This is a genomic window from Bacillus sp. FAU20 (genome assembly GCF_056033865.1).
On record NZ_JBVYHY010000022.1, the window covers coordinates 129,913 to 151,637 of the forward strand.

A 21,725-nucleotide genomic window follows, 5' to 3' on the forward strand; every position below is an offset into this window, starting at 1 on the left:
AAATGTAAAATGTTATAGTGTTTCTCAGAAATGAATTTTGTTGTATAATACAGAAATGACGTTATGCTTATGAGCAACAAAAGAAACCAAAAGGGTATGCATAGTTATAGTCGTATATGGGTGAATATAGAACCTTTAATTATGGCCAAGAAAACTATGTATTTTTTATTTTAGCATTTTTCGCTCCAAAATCGACCAAGCCTGATAGAGAAAGGGTGGAAATGAATGAAAGAAACCTTGAAATCACAATTTCAAAATGTGCGTTTCACTGTATTCGTAGCTTTAGCCTTATGGCTGAAAACTTACCTTATTACACGCACAAGCTTTGATTTAAAACTTGAATCTTTCATGCAAGAATTCATTTTATTCCTTAGCCCATTAGCAGCATCATTACTGCTTGTTGGTCTTGCATTATTTGCAAAAGGGAAAAAACGTAACTATATAGCACTTGGAATTAATTTTGTCTTAACAATCGTTCTTGTTGGTAACGTAATGTTCTACGGATTCTACAATGACTTCGTTACTTTACCGGTGCTAGGACAAACATCTAACTTTGGAAGTTTAGGTTCTAGTGTAAAAGAATTATTTAACTACAAAATTATTCTTGCATTTGCAGACATTATCATATTCTTCGTTCTGTTGAAGAAAATGAAAAACTTTGCACCTACAGAGCGTGTAGCACGCCCGATGCGTTCCCTATACTTCGTATCAACAGTTGCTATTTTCTTCGCAAACTTAGGACTTGCAGAAGCTGAACGTCCAGAATTATTAACACGTTCATTCGACCGCGTTATGCTTGTTAAAAACTTAGGATTATATGTACACCAAGTATACGATCTTGGCTTACAAGCAAAATCAAGTTCACAAAAAGCATTCGCTGACGGTAGTAAATTACAAGAAACAGAAAACTACGTGAAAACAACACAAAGTAAACCAGATCCAAATATGTTCGGTACTGCAAAAGGGAAAAACGTAATTGTTGTCTCTCTTGAGTCATTACAAACATTCTTAATTGGCGCAACAGTTAACGGACAAGAAGTTACACCATTCTTAAACCAATTTACGAAAGAAAGTTATTACTTTGATAACTTCTTCCATCAAACTGGGCAAGGTAAAACATCTGATGCTGAATTCCTAGTAGATACTTCTTTATACCCACTAGACCGCGGTGCTGTATTCTTCACACACGGTAATAATGAATATACAGCAACTCCAGAAATTTTACGTCAGCAAGGGTATCACACGTCGGTATTCCACGCAAACAACGCAACATTCTGGAACCGTAACATTATGTATCCAGCACTTGGTTATGATCGTTACTACAACGAGCTTGACTACAAGATTACGCCAGAAACAAAATTAAACTGGGGATTAAAAGATATCGAATACTTCGATCAATCTATTGATATGTTAAAACAAGTGAAGCAACCATTCTATACTCGCTTCCTTACTTTAACGAATCATTACCCATTCACTTACGATGACAGTACAAAATTAATCGACGAATATAATTCTGGTGATGGAGTATTTGACCGTTACATGGTAACTGCTCGTTACTTAGACGAAGCAATGAAACACTTTATTGAGCGTCTAAAAGCAGAAGGTATTTACGACAACTCAGTAATCGTATTCTACGGTGACCACTACGGTATTTCTGAAAACCATAACCGTGCAATGGCACAGTTCTTAGGAAAAGAAGAAATCACTGCATTTGACCATATGAACTTACAAAAAACACCGATGTTTATTCACGTTCCAGGTCAAAAAGAAGGTAAAACAATTTCGAAACCAACTGGAGAAATTGATATTAAACCAACTATTCTAAACTTACTTGGTGTAGATTCTACAAATGACGTTCGATTCGGTCATGATGTATTCTCACCTGATAATAAAGGATTTGTTGTTCTTCGTGACGGTAGCTTCGTTACAGATAAATACATGTACACAAACAGTACATTCTACGATCGTGCTACTGGCGAAGTTGTACAATTACCGAAAGAAGAATCTCAACCACTAATTGATCGTGCCCAAAATGAATTGAACATGTCTGATAAAATCATTGAAGGTGACTTACTTCGCTTCTCTGAAAGTAATAAGATTAAAACTGGTGAAGTAAAAACAGTTATTAAAGAAGAAAAGAAGAGCGCTGAGTAATCTCAGCCTCTTTTTTATTTTCTTCCATACAACTACTTATATTCATTAACTTTAAAATTACATAACCTTTACCAAATGTTCACATAGCGTTAATGAAGAATCTCTATAATAAAATATGTAAACGAGGTTCTACATATTTCTTATCTTTCATCTTTCGTAAGATCCCTTAAAGAAATGTGTAAATCTTTTGTTTCTACTTTCTTATAATTGTCTTTCAACATGTTTTGTTTCCATACACAAAACATTCAACAAGACAATGTCCCTATGAAAGATAGCTACCCTCCTTGTGCAGCATTCCATAAGAATGTTGCTTTTTTTATTTAAAAGCAGGATTCTCATTCTTATTTTCGAATTTGTATATACAAAATGCTGTAAAGTGAAACTTTAATCAGCCCTTACCAATCGGGCAGTTATTCGCCCAATTCACTTCTTTGCTCCACCCTAATTTTTAAGTGGAAGTTTTACTGCCCGTTAATGCGGGGTAAATCATCCTTACTTCTCTATGATTTACAAATACATATACGGTCATATGTAGAGAATTGCTTACATAAAAATTACTATAGTGATTTTTATCTCGCATGAATGAAAGTTTCACGTTACTTACGTACTTACGAAAGGATGGGACGGAAATTGGCATACGAAAAATTTGTACTTTGGAATGATGAAGTTATTGATACAACAAAACAACAAACGTACATAGAACTTGAAGAGAGAGGTTTGCAGTTCGGAGATGGTGTCTACGAGGTGATTCGCCTATATAAAGGGAACTTTCACTTATTAGATCCGCACATAACGAGATTATATCGCTCCATGGAAGAAATAGAATTATCGCTCCCTTTCTCAAAAGCTGAGCTCATCACTTTACTTTACAAATTAATTGAACGAAATCATTTCCATGAAGATGGCACAATTTATTTGCAAGTATCTCGTGGTGTACAAGCTCGCACACATATATTTTCATATGACAACCCTCCGACAATTTATGCCTATATTACAAAAAAAGAAAGACCAGCATTATGGATTGAATATGGTATACGTGCTATATCAGAACCCGATACTCGATGGCTACGCTGTGACATTAAATCATTAAATTTATTACCAAACGTACTAGCTGCTACGAAAGCTGAACGGAAAGGTTGTAAAGAGGCACTTCTCGTAAGGAATGGTATTGTAACGGAAGGAAGCCATTCCAACTTCTTTTTAATTAAACACGGAACTCTTTACACACATCCAGCCAATCACCTTATTTTAAATGGCATTATTCGTCAATATGTCCTTTCTTTAGCGAATACTCTTCACATTCCTGTACAGGAAGAACTTTTCAGCGTTCGTGACGTTTATCAAGCAGATGAATGCTTTTTTACAGGCACAACGATTGAAATTTTACCAATGACCCACCTTGATGGGACCGCGATTCAAGATGGGCAAGTTGGGCCTATCACCAAAAAACTGCAAAAATCTTTTAATCAAATCTTGTTACAATCCAATATGGCCTCTTCTTAAACACGAATAATTTCTGTCCTTTCATATTCAATATATGCATTTAAATGGAAATCAAGGTGTAATTTTATGCCTTGATTTTTTTCTTGTAATCTTTTTGTCATATTCAGATTCCTATATAAGTCTTGACAGTAATCGACATGCTCTTTAGAATTTTTAACAGTTGGTAAATATTTCTTCACTACATTACAGACAGAAAGGAATCGACAAATTATGAAAAAGTATCTTGCCGGTCTTGCGGCAGTGTCTGTAGCAGGAGGAGCAGCACCTACACTTGATAGTGTTCAAGCTGCACCTGAACAAAATACACAAAAAGCTGCTACAACTGTCCAAGCTTCTGCATCAAACAGCTCATCTTATAAGGTAAACGCGAGCGTATTACATGTTCGTGCAGGATCAAGCACTTCTCACGACATCATCTCACGCGTTTATAACGGTCAATCATTAAACGTGATTGGCGAAGAAAATGGTTGGTTCAAAATTAACATTAATGGACAAACAGGCTTTGTTAGTGGCGAATTTGTATCAAAAAGTGGAGCAGCAAACAACAATGTAAGTACAGGTGGAAACAATAAAGTTACCGCTGATGTATTACGTGTACGTACAGCTCCTAACACATCTAGTTCTGTTTCTGGACGTGTATATGAAGGACAAACATTAAACGTAATTGGACAAGAAAATGGTTGGGTGAAAATTAACCATAATGGACAAGTAGGTTATGTAAGTGGCGAATTCGTATCTGGCGTTTCTTCTAATGCGGGTTCTTCAAACAACAATACGAATAATAACAACCAAGAAGTAAAACCAGCAAGCGGAAACTATACAGTAAATGTATCTTCCCTTCGCGTTCGTACAGGTCCTAGCACTTCTCACACAACTGTAGGTTCTATTACAAAAGGACAAGTAGTACAAGTTGTTGGAGAAGTTCAAGATTGGTTCAAAATCAATTACGCAGGACAAACTGCTTATGTAAGCAAAGACTATGTAACAAAAGGCGGTTCCAACGAAAACGTTACAGAAGGCAACAAACAAGAGCAAAACAATAATGGAACTATTCAAACTGGTGGTTCTTACGTGGTTAACGCTACATCTTTACGTGTTCGTACAGGCCCTGCCGCTTACCATAGTGTAATTGGTGGCGTTTTAAACGGTACAACATTAAACGTAGTTGGATCTGAAAACGGTTGGTTTAAAGTGAATTACCAAGGAAAAACAGGCTTTGTTAGTAGCGAATTTGTAAAATTCGTTAAAGGTGGCACTACTACTCCTGAGCAACCAAAACAACCTGAAAAACCTAACCAAGGTGCAATTGGCGACTACTACATTAATGCTTCTGCACTAAATGTACGTAGCGGCGAAGGTACAAATTATAGAATCATAGGCGCACTTCCACAAGGACAGAAGGTTCAAGTAATCTCTGAAAACTCTGGATGGAGCAAAATTAACTACAACGGTCAAACTGGTTATATCGGAACACGTTATCTGTCTAAAACACCAGTTGGAGGCGCAGTAGATAATAAGCCTAACAATAACCAAAATAACAATCAAAACAATAACAACAACAATAATAATACAGGCAACAATAGCGGCGACAGTTCTTCCGTACTTGCATACGCAAAATCAATGCAAGGTGTACCATACGTTTGGGGCGGAACTTCTGCCAACGGCGTAGACTGCAGTGGCTACATCTACCACGTATTTAAGAAATTTGGTCATAACATTAGCCGTCAAAGTGTTGCGGGATACTGGAGTAGCCTACCAAAAACTTCAAGTCCACAACCGGGTGACTTAATTTATTTCCAAAACACTTATAAATCTGGTCCTTCACACATGGGTATTTACCTTGGAGGCGGATCGTTTATCCAAGCTGGAGATAAAGGTGTCGCAATCGATTCATTAAGTAAATCTTATTGGAAGAGCCACTTCTTAGGATACACGAAAGCACCTTAATTAATAGTTTCAAAGCCTTCTAGTTTACTAGAAGGCTTTTTTGCTATGAGTTCAACATATTACTCCCTTTCTCCTACCTTCTCTCTACAAAAATAATGTATCCATTCTTCTATTTCATACACTTTATTCTGCAAAAACAATGCATAACGTTATCATAATGTATATATTTTCATAAAAAACATAACCTATTTCATGTCTATTTATTTTATATGTGTTTTTTTGAAGAATTTTCTTTTTATTTAAACTTTTCATTAGACGTTTGACCTCCGATGTCCATTATGATAAGTTACTAAAGATGTTATATTCGTAAACGTATAGACAACTGGTTTATACACTGTTTTTACTATGAGGAAGGAGCATACACTGCATGAATCTTTTATGGGGAATTGGCGGCGTGATTGGAGTATTAGCAATTGCTTTCTTACTATCTTCCAACCGCAAAGCTATTAATTGGCGCACAATTTTAATTGCGCTAGCATTACAAATGTCATTTTCATTTATCGTATTACGATGGGACGCTGGTAAAGCAGGTTTAAAACACGCTGCTGACGGTGTTCAAGGATTAATTAATTTTTCTTACGAGGGTATTAAGTTCGTTACTGGGGATTTAGTCAACGCAAAGGGACCTTGGGGATTTGTATTCTTTATTCAAGCACTACTTCCAATCGTATTTATTAGTTCATTAGTAGCAATCTTATATTATTTTGGTATTATGCAGAAATTTGTTAGCATCGTTGGTGGTGCATTAAGTAAACTTCTTGGAACTTCTAAAGCAGAAAGCCTAAACTCAGTAACGACTGTATTTTTAGGACAAACTGAAGCTCCAATCTTAATTAAACCTTACTTAGCACGCTTAACAAATAGTGAATTCTTCACTATTATGGTAAGCGGTATGACAGCTGTTGCTGGATCTGTTCTTGTCGGTTATGCAGCAATGGGTATTCCGTTAGAGCACTTATTAGCAGCTGCAATTATGGCGGCTCCATCGAGCTTATTAATTGCGAAACTAATCATGCCAGAGACAGAAAAAGTAGATAATAACGTTGAACTTTCTACAGAACGTGAAGACGCAAATGTTATTGATGCAGCTGCACGCGGCGCATCTGAAGGTATGCAACTGGTTATTAACGTAGCAGCAATGTTAATGGCTTTCATCGCATTAATCGCTTTATTAAATGGATTATTAGGATGGGTTGGTTCTCTGTTCGATATTAAACTTAGCCTCGATTTAATCTTTGGTTACTTATTATCACCATTCGCAATCTTAATCGGGGTTTCTCCTGGTGAAGCGATACAAGCAGCAAGCTTTATCGGTCAAAAACTTGCAATCAACGAATTCGTTGCATACGCAAATTTAGGACCACACATGGCAGAGTTCTCTGACAAAACAAATCTAATTTTAACATTCGCAATCTGTGGATTTGCAAACTTCTCTTCTATCGCAATTCAATTAGGTGTAACAGGAACACTAGCTCCTACTCGCCGTAAACAAATTGCACAATTAGGGATTAAAGCAGTTATCGCTGGTACATTAGCGAACTTCTTAAATGCAGCAGTTGCAGGTATGATGTTCCTATAAACTTATATAGAGTCTTCTCTTTCTACAAGAGGAGACTTTTTTCATGCAATCCAAACGTCTTTTATGTATCTATTAATCAATTTATCCTAAATATAAGTACATTATGATACAATAATGTTTAAGTCTTTTTATTTTTCTTATGAAAATAGAGATACTACTTGTTGTTGCCCTTCAAAAGAGTTTCACGGCATGGTCAATTTCTTAATAATTGCGCATACTACAAGTATCTATTGATGAAATAGCTTTAAGGAGGAAAGTTTTGTGAAAGATAAGTTCTATAAAATCCTCTCTATGTGGATTTTACAAATTGTATTTTATTTTACTACTGTATATGTGACGAAATATGAGCATGCGCTCATTTTTACAATAATATACGTAATCGTAAACGTACTATTCTTATTTTTAGCTGACAAAACAGCATTTGTTTTCTTCATACTAGGAACCATTATTTCCGTATTTTATTTGTTTTATCAAGCATGGCTTCATTTATGGAGTACATCAGATCAATGGCAATATATGATTATCCACTTCCTGATGGCAGCTAACTTCTTCATTGTATATATAACAACTCACCTATTGAAAAAAGTGATTCATGAAAATAAAACTTTAACTGAGCGTGTGAGAACATTGGAACAATATATTGGAGAATCCAAATTACTAACAAGACAAGAATTCGAGAGACGCCAAGCGTTATTAACGACTGCAATGAATCGTCGCAATGAAACAGGCTTTATCATTTACTTTGATTTCACTTCCTTTAGTAAATATACGAAGGAAAGTGTTATGGACCGTGTAGCTTCCTTATTAGTTGAAACGGTAAGGAATGATTTTGACCTTGCTGCTGAATATGATAATAATACGCTAGTTATTTTATTACAAAACACAAATGAAGCTGGTGCTGACATTGTAATGAACCGCCTAAAGCCAAAAATGGAGCAATGGCTTGCTGCTGAAGCAATCCGAGATATAAAAATTTCACGCGAGCAAATTGGAAACAAAGGACAGACCCTGTTATGATGACTCTCGTTATACTTCTTTTATTCCTTCTGTTTTGCGTACTCGTTTTTTGGATCAGTATCACATTTTCAATTAAATATGTACTTATTTTTACGGCTTTTCTATTCTCTGGCTTACTCGTTTACTACTCTTTCTTAACAATCGCGGGCCTAATTCACCGAAATAGTAAACGAAAAGATCGTACATTAGAACATTATCCGAGCGTCGATATTTTCATACCTGCCCATAATGAAGGCGTCGTTATTAAAGATACTTTAGAAGCAATGGCTAAGATTGAGTATCCTGGAAAGCTAACTATTTATTTATTAAATGATAACTCTCAAGACGAAACACCTGAAATCGGCGATGATTTTGACAAGGCTTATGCTCATATTCGCCACATTCGTGTTCCCCCTGGTGAACCGAAGGGTAAATCACGTGTACTAAACTATGGGCTTAGTATTTCAGATGGTGAATACTTCTGTGTGTACGATGCAGATAACCAACCTGAACCACACGCACTGCGAATGCTTGTAGAGCACGCTGAAACAACTGAAGATGCTGTTGGAGCTGTTGGACATGTTCGTACAGTAAACGAAAAGCGAAACTGGCTGACGCGAATGATTTCACTGGAATTTCAAATCTTCCAGCTCCTTATGCAATCTGGACGCTGGTTACTATTCCAAACAGGCTCACTGACAGGAACAAATATGCTTCTTCGTCGCTCCGCACTAGAAGAGCTTGGTGGCTATGATCCTTATGCAATTGCAGAAGATGCTGAATTAACATTACGAATTACACAAAAAGGTTATCTCTTACCAATCGTCCCAGAATCAATTACTTGGGAACAAGAACCAGAGCATTTAAAAATTCTTATTAAACAACGTACACGTTGGCTCCAAGGGAATTTATATATTTTAGAAAAAATGTTCTCATCATTAAGTTTCTTTAAAGGAAAGCTGCTTGTTCATTCCTTACAACAAGTTCTAGTGTATGTTGTATTTTGGCTATTCCTAATCATTTCAAACGTTTGGTTTGTAATTGGGCTACTCGGGATATTCCAAATTCAATATAGCATTCCGCTACTATTTATGTGGTATGTCGCATATATTACATATGTTTCTCAATTATTTAGTGCCCAGAGTGTCGAACGAACCTTTACACCGACTAATATTTTTATTAGCGTTATTATGTACTTTACGTACGCACAGCTCTTTACGTACTTATTTATTCGTAGCTTAATCTTATACTTACGTGCAAAGAGCAAGAAACAAGTCATTGGCTGGGATAAGACAGTTCGATTTAAAAAAGATAAATAATAAAAATAAGCACAGAGCGCCGTATGCTCTGTGCTTATTTATTGCCGTATAAATTATATATCAGACAATACCCCTTAGCTGAAAGTAATTTCACGTCCATCCCCCAACGAACGATCGACCTTCATTTATATACGAAAAAGTGATTGCTATTTTTGTAGAACCAATTGCTTCTCTTGCTGTTCTTTGCGCGTTTCAGTCTTAGGTTCCGTGCTTTCTTGGACACTACGATGTGCCACACGTTTCAAACAAATATGCTTCCACTTTCTTTCGTAACGTTTCATTATTCTAGATGTCCCCCTTGAATGCGCTTTAAAACTATTTGAAATCGCTTACAGGAAATAATATAGCACATATATATAAAAGTGACAACACATTTCCGACATATTTTTGACAAAAATATGAATAGAATTTGAAAGATATCGAAAATTGTCGAAACTAATCGATTTCCCTTCGTATAAAAGGCATACTACTTATATGATAAAGTATTTTATTTCCCCTACCCGCATTTCAAATTCCTTCTATATAAAGTGAAACTTTAATTAGCCATCACCAATCGGGCTTTTACAAGTAGCTCGACTTATTTGCTTTTGCTGAATTTTGAGGTGGTGTTCTTACTGCTCGGCAAATAGAGGTATAAAAAAAGAGCTGATATGAAATCAGCTCTTTTCCTTCTATTATTAATGACGCTTCCTACGTCCTTCTTTTTGTAACTCTTTAAATAATGCTGCCATCATAAAGAAAATAACAAAGACGAACGGGAATGCTGCAATGATAGCTGCCGTTTGTAAGGCTTCTAATCCACCAACATATAATAAGATAGAAGCTAGCGCGGCTAGAACGATACCCCAAATCATTTTAATGCGATTTGGTGGGTTTAAACTACCATGTGTCGTTAACATCCCTAAAACGAATGTCGCAGAATCTGCAGATGTAATAAAGAATGTAGAAATAAGAAGAATCGCTAGAACAGATAAAGCTGATCCAAAGCTTCCCATCTGATCAAACATAGCAAACAATCCTACTTCTGTTCCCATCTCTTTAATTTTTTCAAAGATATGTGCATCACCAAACAGCTCCATATGAATACCTGTTCCGCCGAAAACAGAGAACCAAAGGGCACCAATTATTGTCGGTACGAGTAACACACCGATTACAAACTCACGAATGGTACGTCCTCGTGAAACACGAGCAATAAACGTACCTACGAACGGTGACCATGCAATCCACCATGCCCAATAGAAAATTGTCCACGATTGAATCCATTGGTTTCCACCTTCGTCTAATGGACTTAAACGGAAGCTCATGCTTGGCAATTCTTGAATGTAAGAACCGATTGTTGAAGTGAAGTAATTCATAATAAAGTTTGTTGGACCCGCAAATAATACAATAATCATAAGTGCAAACGCAAAAATAATGTTCGTATTACTTAAATATTTAATTCCTTTATCAAGACCTGTTTGCGCAGATAACATAAATAATACTGTTACGATTGCAATAATAACTAACTGAGTCGTTAATGAGTTCGGGATAGATGTTAAATAACTAACACCACCTGCAATTTGTTTCGCCCCGAGACCTAATGACGTTGCAACACCAAACACAGTTGCGAAAACAGCTAACACATCAAATGAATGAGCAATACGCCCGTGTTCCCCGCCCTTAAATAACGGACCTACTGTCGCACTAATCGTACTTGCTTTTCCTTTTCTAAAGGTAAAGTAAGCAATACATAACGCTACAAACGCATATAGTCCCCAAGGATGTAATCCCCAATGGAAAAATGAAAAACGCAGTGCAAGGCGCGCACTTTCCTCAGTTGCACCTTCTCCAAACGGAGGTGCGTATAAATGGTTTAATGGTTCGGCAACGCCCCAGAAGACTAAGCCGATACCCATACCAGCACTAAATAACATAGCAAACCATGTCATATAACTATAATCAGGTTCGTCATCATCTTTACCTAAACGAATAGAACCGTATTTCGAAACAATTAAAAAGATAGACACACCTAAAATAATAGAAACGGAAATAATATAAAACCACCCGAACTTACTAACTAATGCAGTTTGAATTGCGGTTGTTACATTTCCTAAGCTACCTTTTCCAATAATAGATTCGGGAATAATCCCCCAAATTGTAAATGCAATACATAATGTTAATGAAACGATGAATGTTTTTGTCAGTTTCCTCATCAAATCCCCCTTCGTAGGTTTCGTTTTTGTAAATAACATAAATTCCGATATGTAAAATCGGATAGAAAACTATAATTTTGCGGTGATTTTCTTACTTTCACCTTCACCAATTCGAATTCTTATGGACAGCCTTACCTTTCGTATAACCTTTTCACTCTGCAAGAGCTACAAGTTAGAAATACTGCTGTCAAATTGTGTGAGAAAAACGCGGATAGGAATGTATTTTCCTAAAAAAGGATGTGTTACATATGTAAAAAAGGGCAAAGTTCTTCCTTGCAACCCTTTCGTTTTGTAACAATTATGCGGTTTTTTTGCTAGTATATAGCACGTGTTTATAGCTTCACAAACAAAATGTTTATGTTTATATAACTATATTACCCATAAAACGGTAAAATACTCAAGGAATGTAATCGTTTAGTAAACATCATGTAACACCCTTGTAATATTTTTATTTATGTCGAAAAAAACATGTTGTATTAAATATTTCGAATATAACTAGAAACCTATGAGTCATATAGAATGAAAAACGCTTTCCTATATTTTTTGTTATATTACAGGATATTAACGACTGATTACGAATGGTTTGTAATTGTGTGTTTTCCCCAAATCCGAAAAAATCTGTTGCTATAATGAGGACACGAAAACAAACGCAATGGAGGCTATCATGAAAAAATTAATTGGTATAGCAACAGCAGCAGTTTTTGGTCTTGGGATTTTCACATCATCTGCTAATGCAGAAACTGTTGTAACAACAGACGTACTAAACGTACGCGAAAACCCTACTACGGAATCAAAAGTTGTCGGTAAATTACTAAACGGTAATAAAATAGATGTTCAAAATACAGAAAACGGATGGTCAAAAGTTACTTTAGACGGTAAAGACGCATTCGTAAGTGCAGAGTTCACAAAAAGCATCTACTACGTAACAGCTAACGTATTAAACGTACGTGCTGAAGCGAACACAAACTCAGAAATTCTTGGAAAGTTGAAGAAAGACGATGTAATCGAAACAACGAACCAAGTACAAAATGAGTGGTTACAATTTGAATATAACGGGAAAACAGCTTATGTTCATGTTCCTTTCTTAACAGGTACAGCACCTGTGATTGAGAAACAAGAAACAACTGCCCCTGCTAAAGCTGAAGCACCAGCTAAGGCTCAAACACCTGCAGCACAAGCAAAACCAGCTGCTAAGCCTGCTGTGAAAGCTGCTGAAACTAGCACACCATCTGGTGGTCGTGAGTTAACTGTGGTAGCTACAGCATATACAGCTCACCCGAGCGAAAACGGTGGCACATATGGCGGCCGTGTATTAACTGCAATGGGTCATGATTTAACTGCGAATCCAAACATGAAAATGATCGCTGTTGACCCGAAAGTAATCCCATTAGGATCTAAAGTATGGGTAGAAGGTTACGGAGAAGCTATCGCTGGAGATACTGGTGGTGCAATTAAAGGTAACCGTATCGACATCCTGCTTGGATCAGATAGTGCTGCTCAAAAATGGGGACGCAAAACTGTTAAAGTGAAAATTTTAAAATAACCAATGACTGCTGAAGCCAGTTCTCCTTGTTGAGAGCTGGCTTTTATTTTTTTATAATACATATAAGGAGGTTATATCCATGAATGTAGAAGCAAAAGTAGACTGGATCGGTACACCAAAACCGTATATATATAAAGATGAAGTAGCATACGACGCTACTTCCATTGACTTTTCACTCGCTGGTGATGACAATCGATATAAATTAATTATGCTCAAGTCTGAAGAAAATACACATCACAAATTTGTCCGATATGGAATCAAACCTGGCTCACAAAAGCCATTTCCTATCGACATTCCATTTGAACAAAACATGTTACCAATTATAGAGCAAATATTACATGATCCGTATGTACAAGCGATATTAAAGGAAACGCACTCATAATTGTAAAAAAAGATATCAACGGTTTGGCACGAAATATTGATTTAGCTACAAAATAAAGAGGCTGTTCAATATTGAACAGCCTCTCTCATATTAACGAGTTGGACCAGATACATCTTCTGATTTCAACGTATTATTTGCACCAAGAGAATGATACAACATCTTTCCATTTCCATTCACAGTTACAATATGTTCGTTATTAAAACTTTTGAACTTCACAGATCCATCACCGTAACGAATATGATACTCTTCATATGTCGTTACTTTATATTTCGTAGCACTTTGACGCTCTACATTACGAACTTCCATCGTTAATAAGTCTTCTGTAATTCCTTTTTTGTGTAAATACTGTATATAATCACGGTCTTCCTTATACGATTTCCCGCTCTTATCATAATTATTTTCAATTAAACTAAAATCATTTAATGAAATTGCACGTACGTTATCATAAATATGATTTCTTACAAATTCGCCCACTGCTGAACTTGATGTTTCTTCCGGGAATTTTAAGTAATACGTGCTTTGGTCTCCAATTTTAACACTTTCAGATTTCATCACACCAAAATCAGTAGTTTTCTCTAAATGTACTTCTACTGTTTCATCTGTGGATACAGGGCCAAGCTTATAACTTCCATAATTTAATTTTCCACGTTTTTTCCCATTCACAAATACAGTTGCATCACTTTCATCAGAAGAAATACTTACATACTTGCCTTCAAGCGATAAATCCACTTTCACCTTCTCGCTCTGTTCATCCGCTAAATCTACTTCTTTCTCTGTTTCTAATTCAGTAAGTTCTGTCTTCGCCGTTGCCTTTACAACATATGTACCTGGGAAGTATGGCCCCAACTCTTTCGAAGTTTTATCACTAGAAAGCTCTGTTTCTTTTTTGTCATTCACATATATTTCTGCGTTTTTTGCAGTTGTACTAACGCTCATATAATAAGATTTCATGCTGAACTTATACTTTGGGTATAAGAACCACTCTTTTCCCTCTTCTACTATTTCCCCGTCCTTAAATGAAGGTTTATCTTTTGTTAACTTTTGATCTACTGTCTCTTTCTGTAAATAAGAAAGTAATTGTTTGTTGTAAGAAGGATTCTCTTTTAAATAACGCATGTACGCTTTAATATCCTCTGTCTTAATCTTTAAGCTTGAATCATTCGCTTTTACAAACTCATCAATTGCATTAATATCTTTCTTTTGGAATGCTTCAATCATTACATTTACTTGCTTTTCTTTTGAAAACTTATATGCTCCAAATTTATATGCCCCAAATAATAATGCAGCAATAATGGCAAAACCAATGATTAAAAATAAATTTTTCTTACTTTTCACTGGTTTTGTCTCGCTTTGTAATTCTGTATATGAAGCAGCAGTGTTATCAACGATTACTTCTACTTTACTCCCACACTCAGGACAAAAGTTCAAATGGTCTGCAACATTCTTTTTACATGTTCCACAAAACTTCAACGTGCTCTCCTCCTATTTTTTAGCTAATTTCATTCCAGCAAATGCCGCTACATATGTCACAATAAGACTAAACAAAGTTAAATATATAAATGAATTTTGCATAGATAGTACTGTTCCACTTGTTCCAAATAAACTTGTTACAGTTCCTGAAACATTAATTTGGAACTTAGAAATCATATTCATTACAATCATCATAATTGTGTAAGAACCACTGCATACCGCTAATGTAATATATATATTGGCAGTCGGTAATTTAGCTAACTTTCTTCCCGCTCTAAACATAAAGAACAACGGAATAATAAGCAGTAATAAACCGTAATGGAATACGTTATTCACTTTATCAAATTCTGCAAGGCTTTCCTCATTTGCTCCTTTTGAAATCAATATCTCTCTAAGCTCTACGCCATTTACAGAGACGCCTGATATAAATGAAAACGATAGTGTGCTCTCATATGTATTTGATTTCTTACCAATTCTAGTAAATTCCTTACTAAGTGCTGGACTTGATACTTCTAACGGCGCAAAATGAGCCATACTCCATAATTGAGGTGTTAACTCTAATGCTAATAATGTACTTTCAGATTTTAAAGTTGTTATTTCTTTTAATGGTTCAATACCATCTTCCTTACTTACTAACGCCATAATACAAACCGCTACTGCTGTTACTAAAAGTCCTTTTATCATAGCTGAAACACCGTAATAAACAGACTCTCCATATGGCATTAACTCTTGAAATGCTGCTGCCATATTGTTTTTGCTTGTATGAGCAATAAATCCTAATAAGGTAAATAATGTCCCACATACAAAACCACTCAATAAACTCTTAATCGCTGAATAGCCAACCGTAATCTTACCTGCTTCTGAGAATGGAATTGCAAAAGATTGTGATGCTATAAAACTTATAATGAATAAAAAGACTCCATAAATAATACCAACTGTTGCTGCCATAAAGATTTGATCTTTAATCGTTTTCGCAACATGCTGTTTCCCTAACCAAATTCCTGTACCAGCAAAAATAATAAATGGAATGATTAATAATAATGTAAATGGAGTATGCCAAGATAAAGAAAATATCAATCCACTATCATCGTTAGCTGTAAAACCAAGTAAATGATAACTTAACATCGTAGAAGTTGCACTCGAATAAAAACTTGGCAACATTTCTAATTCTTTCGCAAATTTGCTAAACATCTCACTTAACATAGAGGCAAATAATAAACTACCAATCCAACCAGCAATTAACATGAGAATACTTGCAACAGCCCCACCAATCAAACCTTTTTGTAAAACGGCTTTATCTGCTTTAAATTCAACTTTAGGAGCACCATCCATTGTAGGCAATTTTACAGATTGTTCTTTTTTCTTCACAACAGATAAAGAATACCCACACTTTTTACAATATAAATTTTTTTGGGCATTTTCACTGCCACAACCTTTGCAGTATTTTGCAGTATCTTTTTCTAATGTTACTGCATCTATAGCTCCTGCAATCTCCATACTACCTTCATTTGGGCAATAATTTACTTCTTCACCATGTTGTTTTCCACATGTGCGACAATACATTTAATTCACTCCCCACTTTGCTTAATTCCACAAACTGGACAGTAAGTAGAGTTTTTATCGATATGCTCATTACATGAAATACAATTTACCGTTTCACCTTCATTTTCTACTGCTAACATCGGGTTAGGCTTTCCACATGAACCACAAAACTTATCATTTATTGATAAAGGTCCACCACATTCACATGTAGCTTTTTCACCTTGTTGTTTTTGCAATTCAACAATGCGCTTTCTTGCTTGATAAATAGCTACATCAAATTCTTGAACTGGAGCAATCATTTCTTTTAAGCTCGCTTCATTTACTCCACTTCCTCTTAATTGAACATACACTTGCTGTCCAACCTCTAATAGAACCTCTGCTTTTTTCTGCATTTGCACTTGCATTCCCTTTTTCAATTGAGCAATTTCTTGTGCAACTTGCAACTTCATTTTCCCTTGTTCTATTCCTTCTTGTAACTTATTCATTCCACTACCTAACTTCGTCTGTAAATCTGACAAATTATTTCTCCTCCTATACGTATATATTCATATACGAAATTAACATTTTATATATTACCATGATTTTCAAGTTATGTAATCCAAATTTCATTTTTTCTGTTTTGAGCATTTTTTGTTTATAATGGTAAAGGAAAGAAATATGTGTACGGAGGAATATTATGCTGCAACACTCAATTACGAAAGATGAAATTATGATGATTGCGAATGAGTTCGTTCAAGGACTAGATCCACAGCAAACAGCTGATCAGGAACATGTCGCTACAGCTCGGCACCTATATCGTAGTGGTGTTGTCTATAACGTTGACTTTGATGGTTATACACTATCAGGAACTGTAGATGCGGAAGGCAACGTATATAGCGTTCATATTCCGATTCGTAACGTCGCTGAAAGTTATTGTGATTGCTTCGCACCAACACAATGTGAGCATATGCTCGCTGTATTACTATCTGCAGCTTCTAGTTTCGGGCAAGTAGGAGATGTATTAACTTTATTTAAAAATAATACGAAACCTTCCCTTCCTCCTATTCGAACTGCAAGACAAGTATTGCAATCATCAGCTTTTGAAGAAACGGATTATAAAAGTTGGGAATCTTATTTTGAAAAAGAATATGAATCATTTAAAAAAGAACAAGCTCGCCTTACTTATAAACAAATGTATTTTCTTATGAGTATCTTTACAGATTTCTATACGAAACTTGAGCGGAAAGCTCCGCGCGTCATCGCCATACATGAATTATTCAGGTTACACGCAGCACTGTACTGCTTTCAAAAATTATTAGAAGAAATTCAGGCATTCGAAGCTAACAAAACGTATTCTTATCACCAACCTGTTAATGTCATTCGCCTATTTGTAGACAAAGTGGAATCCATCGTTCGGGACTTACAATCAGAAGCGATTCCTTCAGAGTCTGAAATAATTTTGCAAGAAACAGCTCGTCTTGTTCATGAAGTATTCTTCTCTACCGACGCTTATACGCAAGAGCGATTTTTCATTTATCGTCACATATGGAGTGAACTTTTAAACAATAAAGAGAAAATACAAGAAGAAGAAAAACGAATCGATACGAAAATCAATCCACTATCCAAAGCGTTAGCGTCTTCTCATCTTCTCTTTTTAAATGACGAAGATCTACTAGCGATGGACTTACTAAAAAAACAGCCTGCTTCTGTTGTGAGTCTATACTTCTATTGGTTAGAAGAACTATTAAGTGCCATGCATTGGGATCGTGCAAAAAACTGGCTTTCCTTTACGTATAAACAAGTAAAGAAAACGATCCAAGATCACGAAAATACGATTTTCATAAAAGATGTCGTTCGGCTATTTGTAATCATGTATGAAACATATGCAACACATACAAATGAACAAGCTGGTTTCGAAATGATCTTACAAGAACTATTACCGTATAGTTTCACAAACTATGAACAGTACGTACTCGCGAAAAAACAGTATCGTACATGGGCAGAGCTTCATCTCCTATATGGATTTGAAGCAATTGAGCTGTTGAAAGAGCCACTGAAAGATATTGAAAAAGAAGCGCCAGAAGCGGCACTTCCTCTTTACCATCTTGCTGCTGTAGAGGCGATTGAAGAACGAAATCGTAAATCATATAAACGCGCAGTTCGTTACTTAAAGAAATTACGTACATTGTATAAACGATTAAAACGTACCGATGAATGGGATGCTTTCATTATTCACATCGCCAATCTCCATTCACGTCTGCGTGCACTACAAGAGGAATTACGGAAAGGAAAATTAATCGATGATCAATCAAACTGAAGTAACAATTAGGCTCCAGCATGTTAGTCAAGGTTGGTTCCTTTGGGGAGAAGATGACAGCGGTACTCCATTATCCGTAACAAGTTGGAAACGAAATGCATTCACATGGCACTCCACTTCTTTCTACGGTACTTCTCTAAAAGAAGCAACCTTCGAAGGAAAACAAGGTGTGCTACTAACAAATGCACAAGCCTTTGAATACATTGCAAACAAACCAATGAATTCATTTGCACATATGCACATAAACGGACCTATTACAGCACTTACAAAAGATGCAAATGAATTATGGAACGCCTTTACAAGTGGTAGCTTCGTACCAGATATGAATCATTGGCCTAAACAGCCATCTTGGAAAGTTCAAAATACACCAATTGAAGATGACACATTAGCATCTCTTTTCTCAGCAGCAGTTAATGAAAGCATATTACAAGATAATCGCTCAAATGACGGCTGGGAAGATGCTAAAAGGCTATATGAACATTACGACTTTACGAAAAGACAATTGGAAACAGCACTACATGAAGAAGATTGGCTTCGAAAAATTGGTTATATTGAAGATGATCTTCCGTTTACAATCGGACTAAGACTACAAGAACCACAAGAAGAATTTGAAATGTGGAAGCTTGAAACAATTGTGACACCAAAGCGCGGGGCTCATCGCATATATGTATATGAAAACATCGATTCCTTACCGAAAAGATGGCACGATTACGAAGAACGGATTACAGAAACACAAGAAGGTTTTAGTAAGCTCATACCGTGGTTAAAAGAAGGAGATACATTCCGAAATGAGCTCTTTGAAACAGAAGCTTGGAACTTCTTAACAGATGCAAGCAACGAATTACTTGCAGCCGGCATTACAATTTTACTACCATCATGGTGGCAAAATTTAAAAGCAACAAAACCGAAATTACGTGTCCAGTTGAAGCAAAATACAGCACAAACACAATCGTTCTTCGGTATGAATACGCTCGTTAATTTTGACTGGCGCATTTCGACGAACGGCATTGATTTATCAGAAAGCGAATTTTTCGAGCTCGTTGAACAAAACAAACGTCTATTTAATATAAACGGTCAATGGATGCGACTAGATCCAGCCTTTATCGAAGAAGTAAGGAAACTCATGAACCGTGCCGATAAGTACGGACTAGAGATGAAAGATGTCCTGCAGCAACATTTATCAAATACGGCTGAAACAGAAATTGTAGAAGATGATAGTCCGTTTACTGATATTGAAATCGAACTAGATGGATATTATGAGGAATTATTCCAAAAGCTGCTTCATATTGGAGATATTCCAAAGGTAGATGTCCCTACTTCACTAAACGCAACACTTCGTCCGTATCAACAACACGGTATTGAATGGTTATTATATTTACGGAAGCTTGGATTTGGAGCATTGCTAGCTGACGATATGGGACTCGGGAAAAGTATTCAAACAATCTCTTACTTACTATATATAAAAGAAAACAATCTCAAAACAGGCCCTGCATTAATCGTAGCGCCGACATCTGTTCTTGGAAATTGGCAAAAGGAATTTGAGCGTTTCGCACCAAATTTACGTGTCCAATTACATTACGGAAGTAATAGAGATAAGGGCAATTCATTTGAAGATTTCCTTCAATCAGCAGATGTTGTATTAACATCTTATGCATTGGCTCAACTCGATGAGGAAGAACTGACTTCATTATGCTGGGATGCTGTTATTTTGGATGAAGCACAAAATATTAAGAACCCACATACGAAACAGTCGAAAGCAGTACGAAACTTGCAGGCAAATCACAAAATCGCTTTAACTGGTACACCAATGGAAAATCGCCTCGCTGAACTTTGGTCCATTTTCGACTTTATTAATCATGGATATCTCGGAAGCTTAGGACAATTCCAACGCCGCTTCGTCACACCGATTGAAAAAGATCGTGATGAAGGAAAAATCCAGCAAGTTCAACGGTTTATCTCACCATTTTTACTGCGCCGAACGAAGAAAGATCAAACAGTCGCATTAAATTTACCAGATAAACAAGAACAAAAAGCTTACTGTCCTCTTACTGGTGAACAAGCTTCCTTATATGAACAACTTGTTCAAGATACACTGCAAAATGTAGAAGGATTAAGCGGAATTGAAAGACGCGGCTTTATATTACTTATGTTGAACAAGCTAAAACAAATTTGTAATCATCCTGCTCTTTATTTAAAAGAAGAAGAACCACAAAATGTCGTTGAACGCTCTATGAAAACAAAAACGTTAATGGAGCTCATCGAAAATATAAAAGATCAAAATGAAAGTTGCCTCATCTTCACTCAGTACATCGGCATGGGAAACATGCTAAAACGTGTGCTAGAAGAACAATTTGGCCAGCGTGTCCTCTTCTTAAACGGTAGTGTACCGAAAAAAGATCGTGACAAGATGATTGAGGAGTTCCAAAACGGAACGTATGACATTTTCATCTTATCCTTAAAAGCTGGCGGAACAGGATTAAACTTAACCGCTGCCAACCATGTCATTCACTACGATCGTTGGTGGAACCCAGCTGTGGAAAATCAAGCAACAGACCGCGCATATCGCATTGGTCAAAAACGATTTGTTCATGTTCACAAACTCATTACAACAGGAACATTAGAAGAAAAAATTGATGAAATGCTAGAAAGAAAACAATCTCTAAACAATGCGGTCATCACAAGCGATAGTTGGATGACTGAACTATCAACAGACGAACTAAAAGAATTACTTGGTGTATAAAGTGAAACTTTAATCAGGCCAGTTACGTAGAGTTTTACTACCCGCAAAAAAAGCGCTAATCT

General features: G+C 36.2%; 14 protein-coding genes. 10 read left to right on the top strand and 4 right to left on the bottom strand.

The genetic code is table 11. From position 1 onward, the window contains the following. The first annotated feature begins 225 nt into the window (after positions 1-225). From AC0OM3_RS19010 to AC0OM3_RS19035, 6 genes are all read left to right on the top strand, one after another. Positions 226-2,154 carry an LTA synthase family protein gene (locus tag AC0OM3_RS19010; RefSeq protein WP_000665350.1) on the top strand — a complete coding sequence of 643 codons (1,929 nt, stop codon included), beginning with the start codon at positions 226-228 and terminating at the stop codon, positions 2,152-2,154. A gap of 618 nt (positions 2,155-2,772) precedes the next feature. Then, positions 2,773-3,657: a D-amino-acid transaminase gene (locus AC0OM3_RS19015; RefSeq protein ID WP_081114046.1), complete on the top strand. Its 885-nt coding sequence runs from the start codon at positions 2,773-2,775 to the stop codon at positions 3,655-3,657. 210 nt (positions 3,658-3,867) lie between these two features. Then, on the top strand, positions 3,868-5,604 hold the full coding sequence (locus AC0OM3_RS19020) for a C40 family peptidase (RefSeq protein WP_474212667.1): 1,737 nt from the start codon (positions 3,868-3,870) through the stop codon (positions 5,602-5,604). A 367-nt stretch (positions 5,605-5,971) separates the two neighbouring features. Continuing rightward, positions 5,972-7,183 (top strand): NupC/NupG family nucleoside CNT transporter, encoded by a 1,212-nt coding sequence (locus tag AC0OM3_RS19025; RefSeq protein ID WP_001051029.1) that lies wholly within the window; start codon positions 5,972-5,974, stop codon positions 7,181-7,183. A 261-nt stretch (positions 7,184-7,444) separates the two neighbouring features. Next, on the top strand, positions 7,445-8,200 hold the full coding sequence (locus AC0OM3_RS19030) for a nucleotidyl cyclase domain-containing protein (protein WP_000653233.1): 756 nt from the start codon (positions 7,445-7,447) through the stop codon (positions 8,198-8,200). Continuing rightward, positions 8,197-9,498, top strand: coding sequence for a glycosyltransferase family 2 protein (locus AC0OM3_RS19035; protein WP_208906362.1), 1,302 nt, complete (start codon positions 8,197-8,199; stop codon positions 9,496-9,498). The genes AC0OM3_RS19030 and AC0OM3_RS19035 overlap by 4 nt, the downstream gene beginning before the upstream one ends. A 677-nt stretch (positions 9,499-10,175) precedes the next feature. On the opposite strand, the gene opuD is transcribed toward AC0OM3_RS19035, so the two are convergent. Next, on the bottom strand, positions 10,176-11,690 hold the full coding sequence (gene opuD / locus AC0OM3_RS19040) for a glycine betaine transporter OpuD (protein WP_001230114.1): 1,515 nt from the start codon (positions 11,688-11,690) through the stop codon (positions 10,176-10,178). Between the two features lie 664 nt (positions 11,691-12,354). Between opuD and AC0OM3_RS19045 the strand changes: the two genes are divergently transcribed. After that, entirely contained in the window at positions 12,355-13,233 is an 879-nt protein-coding gene (locus AC0OM3_RS19045; RefSeq protein ID WP_000733340.1) for a cell wall-binding protein EntA, read from the top strand. Positions 13,234-13,312: 79 nt separating this feature from the next. After that, positions 13,313-13,615 carry a DUF3910 family protein gene (locus AC0OM3_RS19050; RefSeq protein WP_001100117.1) on the top strand — a complete coding sequence of 101 codons (303 nt, stop codon included), beginning with the start codon at positions 13,313-13,315 and terminating at the stop codon, positions 13,613-13,615. 90 nt (positions 13,616-13,705) lie between these two features. On the opposite strand, the gene AC0OM3_RS19055 is transcribed toward AC0OM3_RS19050, so the two are convergent. The 3 genes from AC0OM3_RS19055 to AC0OM3_RS19065 are packed head-to-tail and all read right to left on the bottom strand — an operon-like array spanning position 13,706 to position 17,145. Beyond that, positions 13,706-15,085, bottom strand: coding sequence for a zinc ribbon domain-containing protein (locus AC0OM3_RS19055; RefSeq protein WP_474212671.1), 1,380 nt, complete (start codon positions 15,083-15,085; stop codon positions 13,706-13,708). A 12-nt stretch (positions 15,086-15,097) separates the two neighbouring features. After that, entirely contained in the window at positions 15,098-16,648 is a 1,551-nt protein-coding gene (locus tag AC0OM3_RS19060; RefSeq protein ID WP_474212673.1) for a zinc ribbon domain-containing protein, read from the bottom strand. Positions 16,649-16,653: 5 nt separating this feature from the next. After that, a complete protein-coding gene (locus tag AC0OM3_RS19065; protein WP_001281753.1) occupies positions 16,654-17,145 on the bottom strand; it encodes a zinc ribbon domain-containing protein in 492 nt (163 codons plus the stop codon). A gap of 158 nt (positions 17,146-17,303) precedes the next feature. On the opposite strand from AC0OM3_RS19065, the gene AC0OM3_RS19070 reads away from it, so the two are divergent. Both AC0OM3_RS19070 and AC0OM3_RS19075 read left to right on the top strand, forming a co-directional pair. Continuing rightward, on the top strand, positions 17,304-18,923 hold the full coding sequence (locus AC0OM3_RS19070; RefSeq protein ID WP_474212675.1) for an SWIM zinc finger family protein: 1,620 nt from the start codon (positions 17,304-17,306) through the stop codon (positions 18,921-18,923). Further along, a complete protein-coding gene (locus AC0OM3_RS19075; RefSeq protein WP_000610126.1) occupies positions 18,907-21,663 on the top strand; it encodes a DEAD/DEAH box helicase in 2,757 nt (918 codons plus the stop codon). The genes AC0OM3_RS19070 and AC0OM3_RS19075 overlap by 17 nt, the downstream gene beginning before the upstream one ends. Positions 21,664-21,725: the final 62 nt, after the last annotated feature.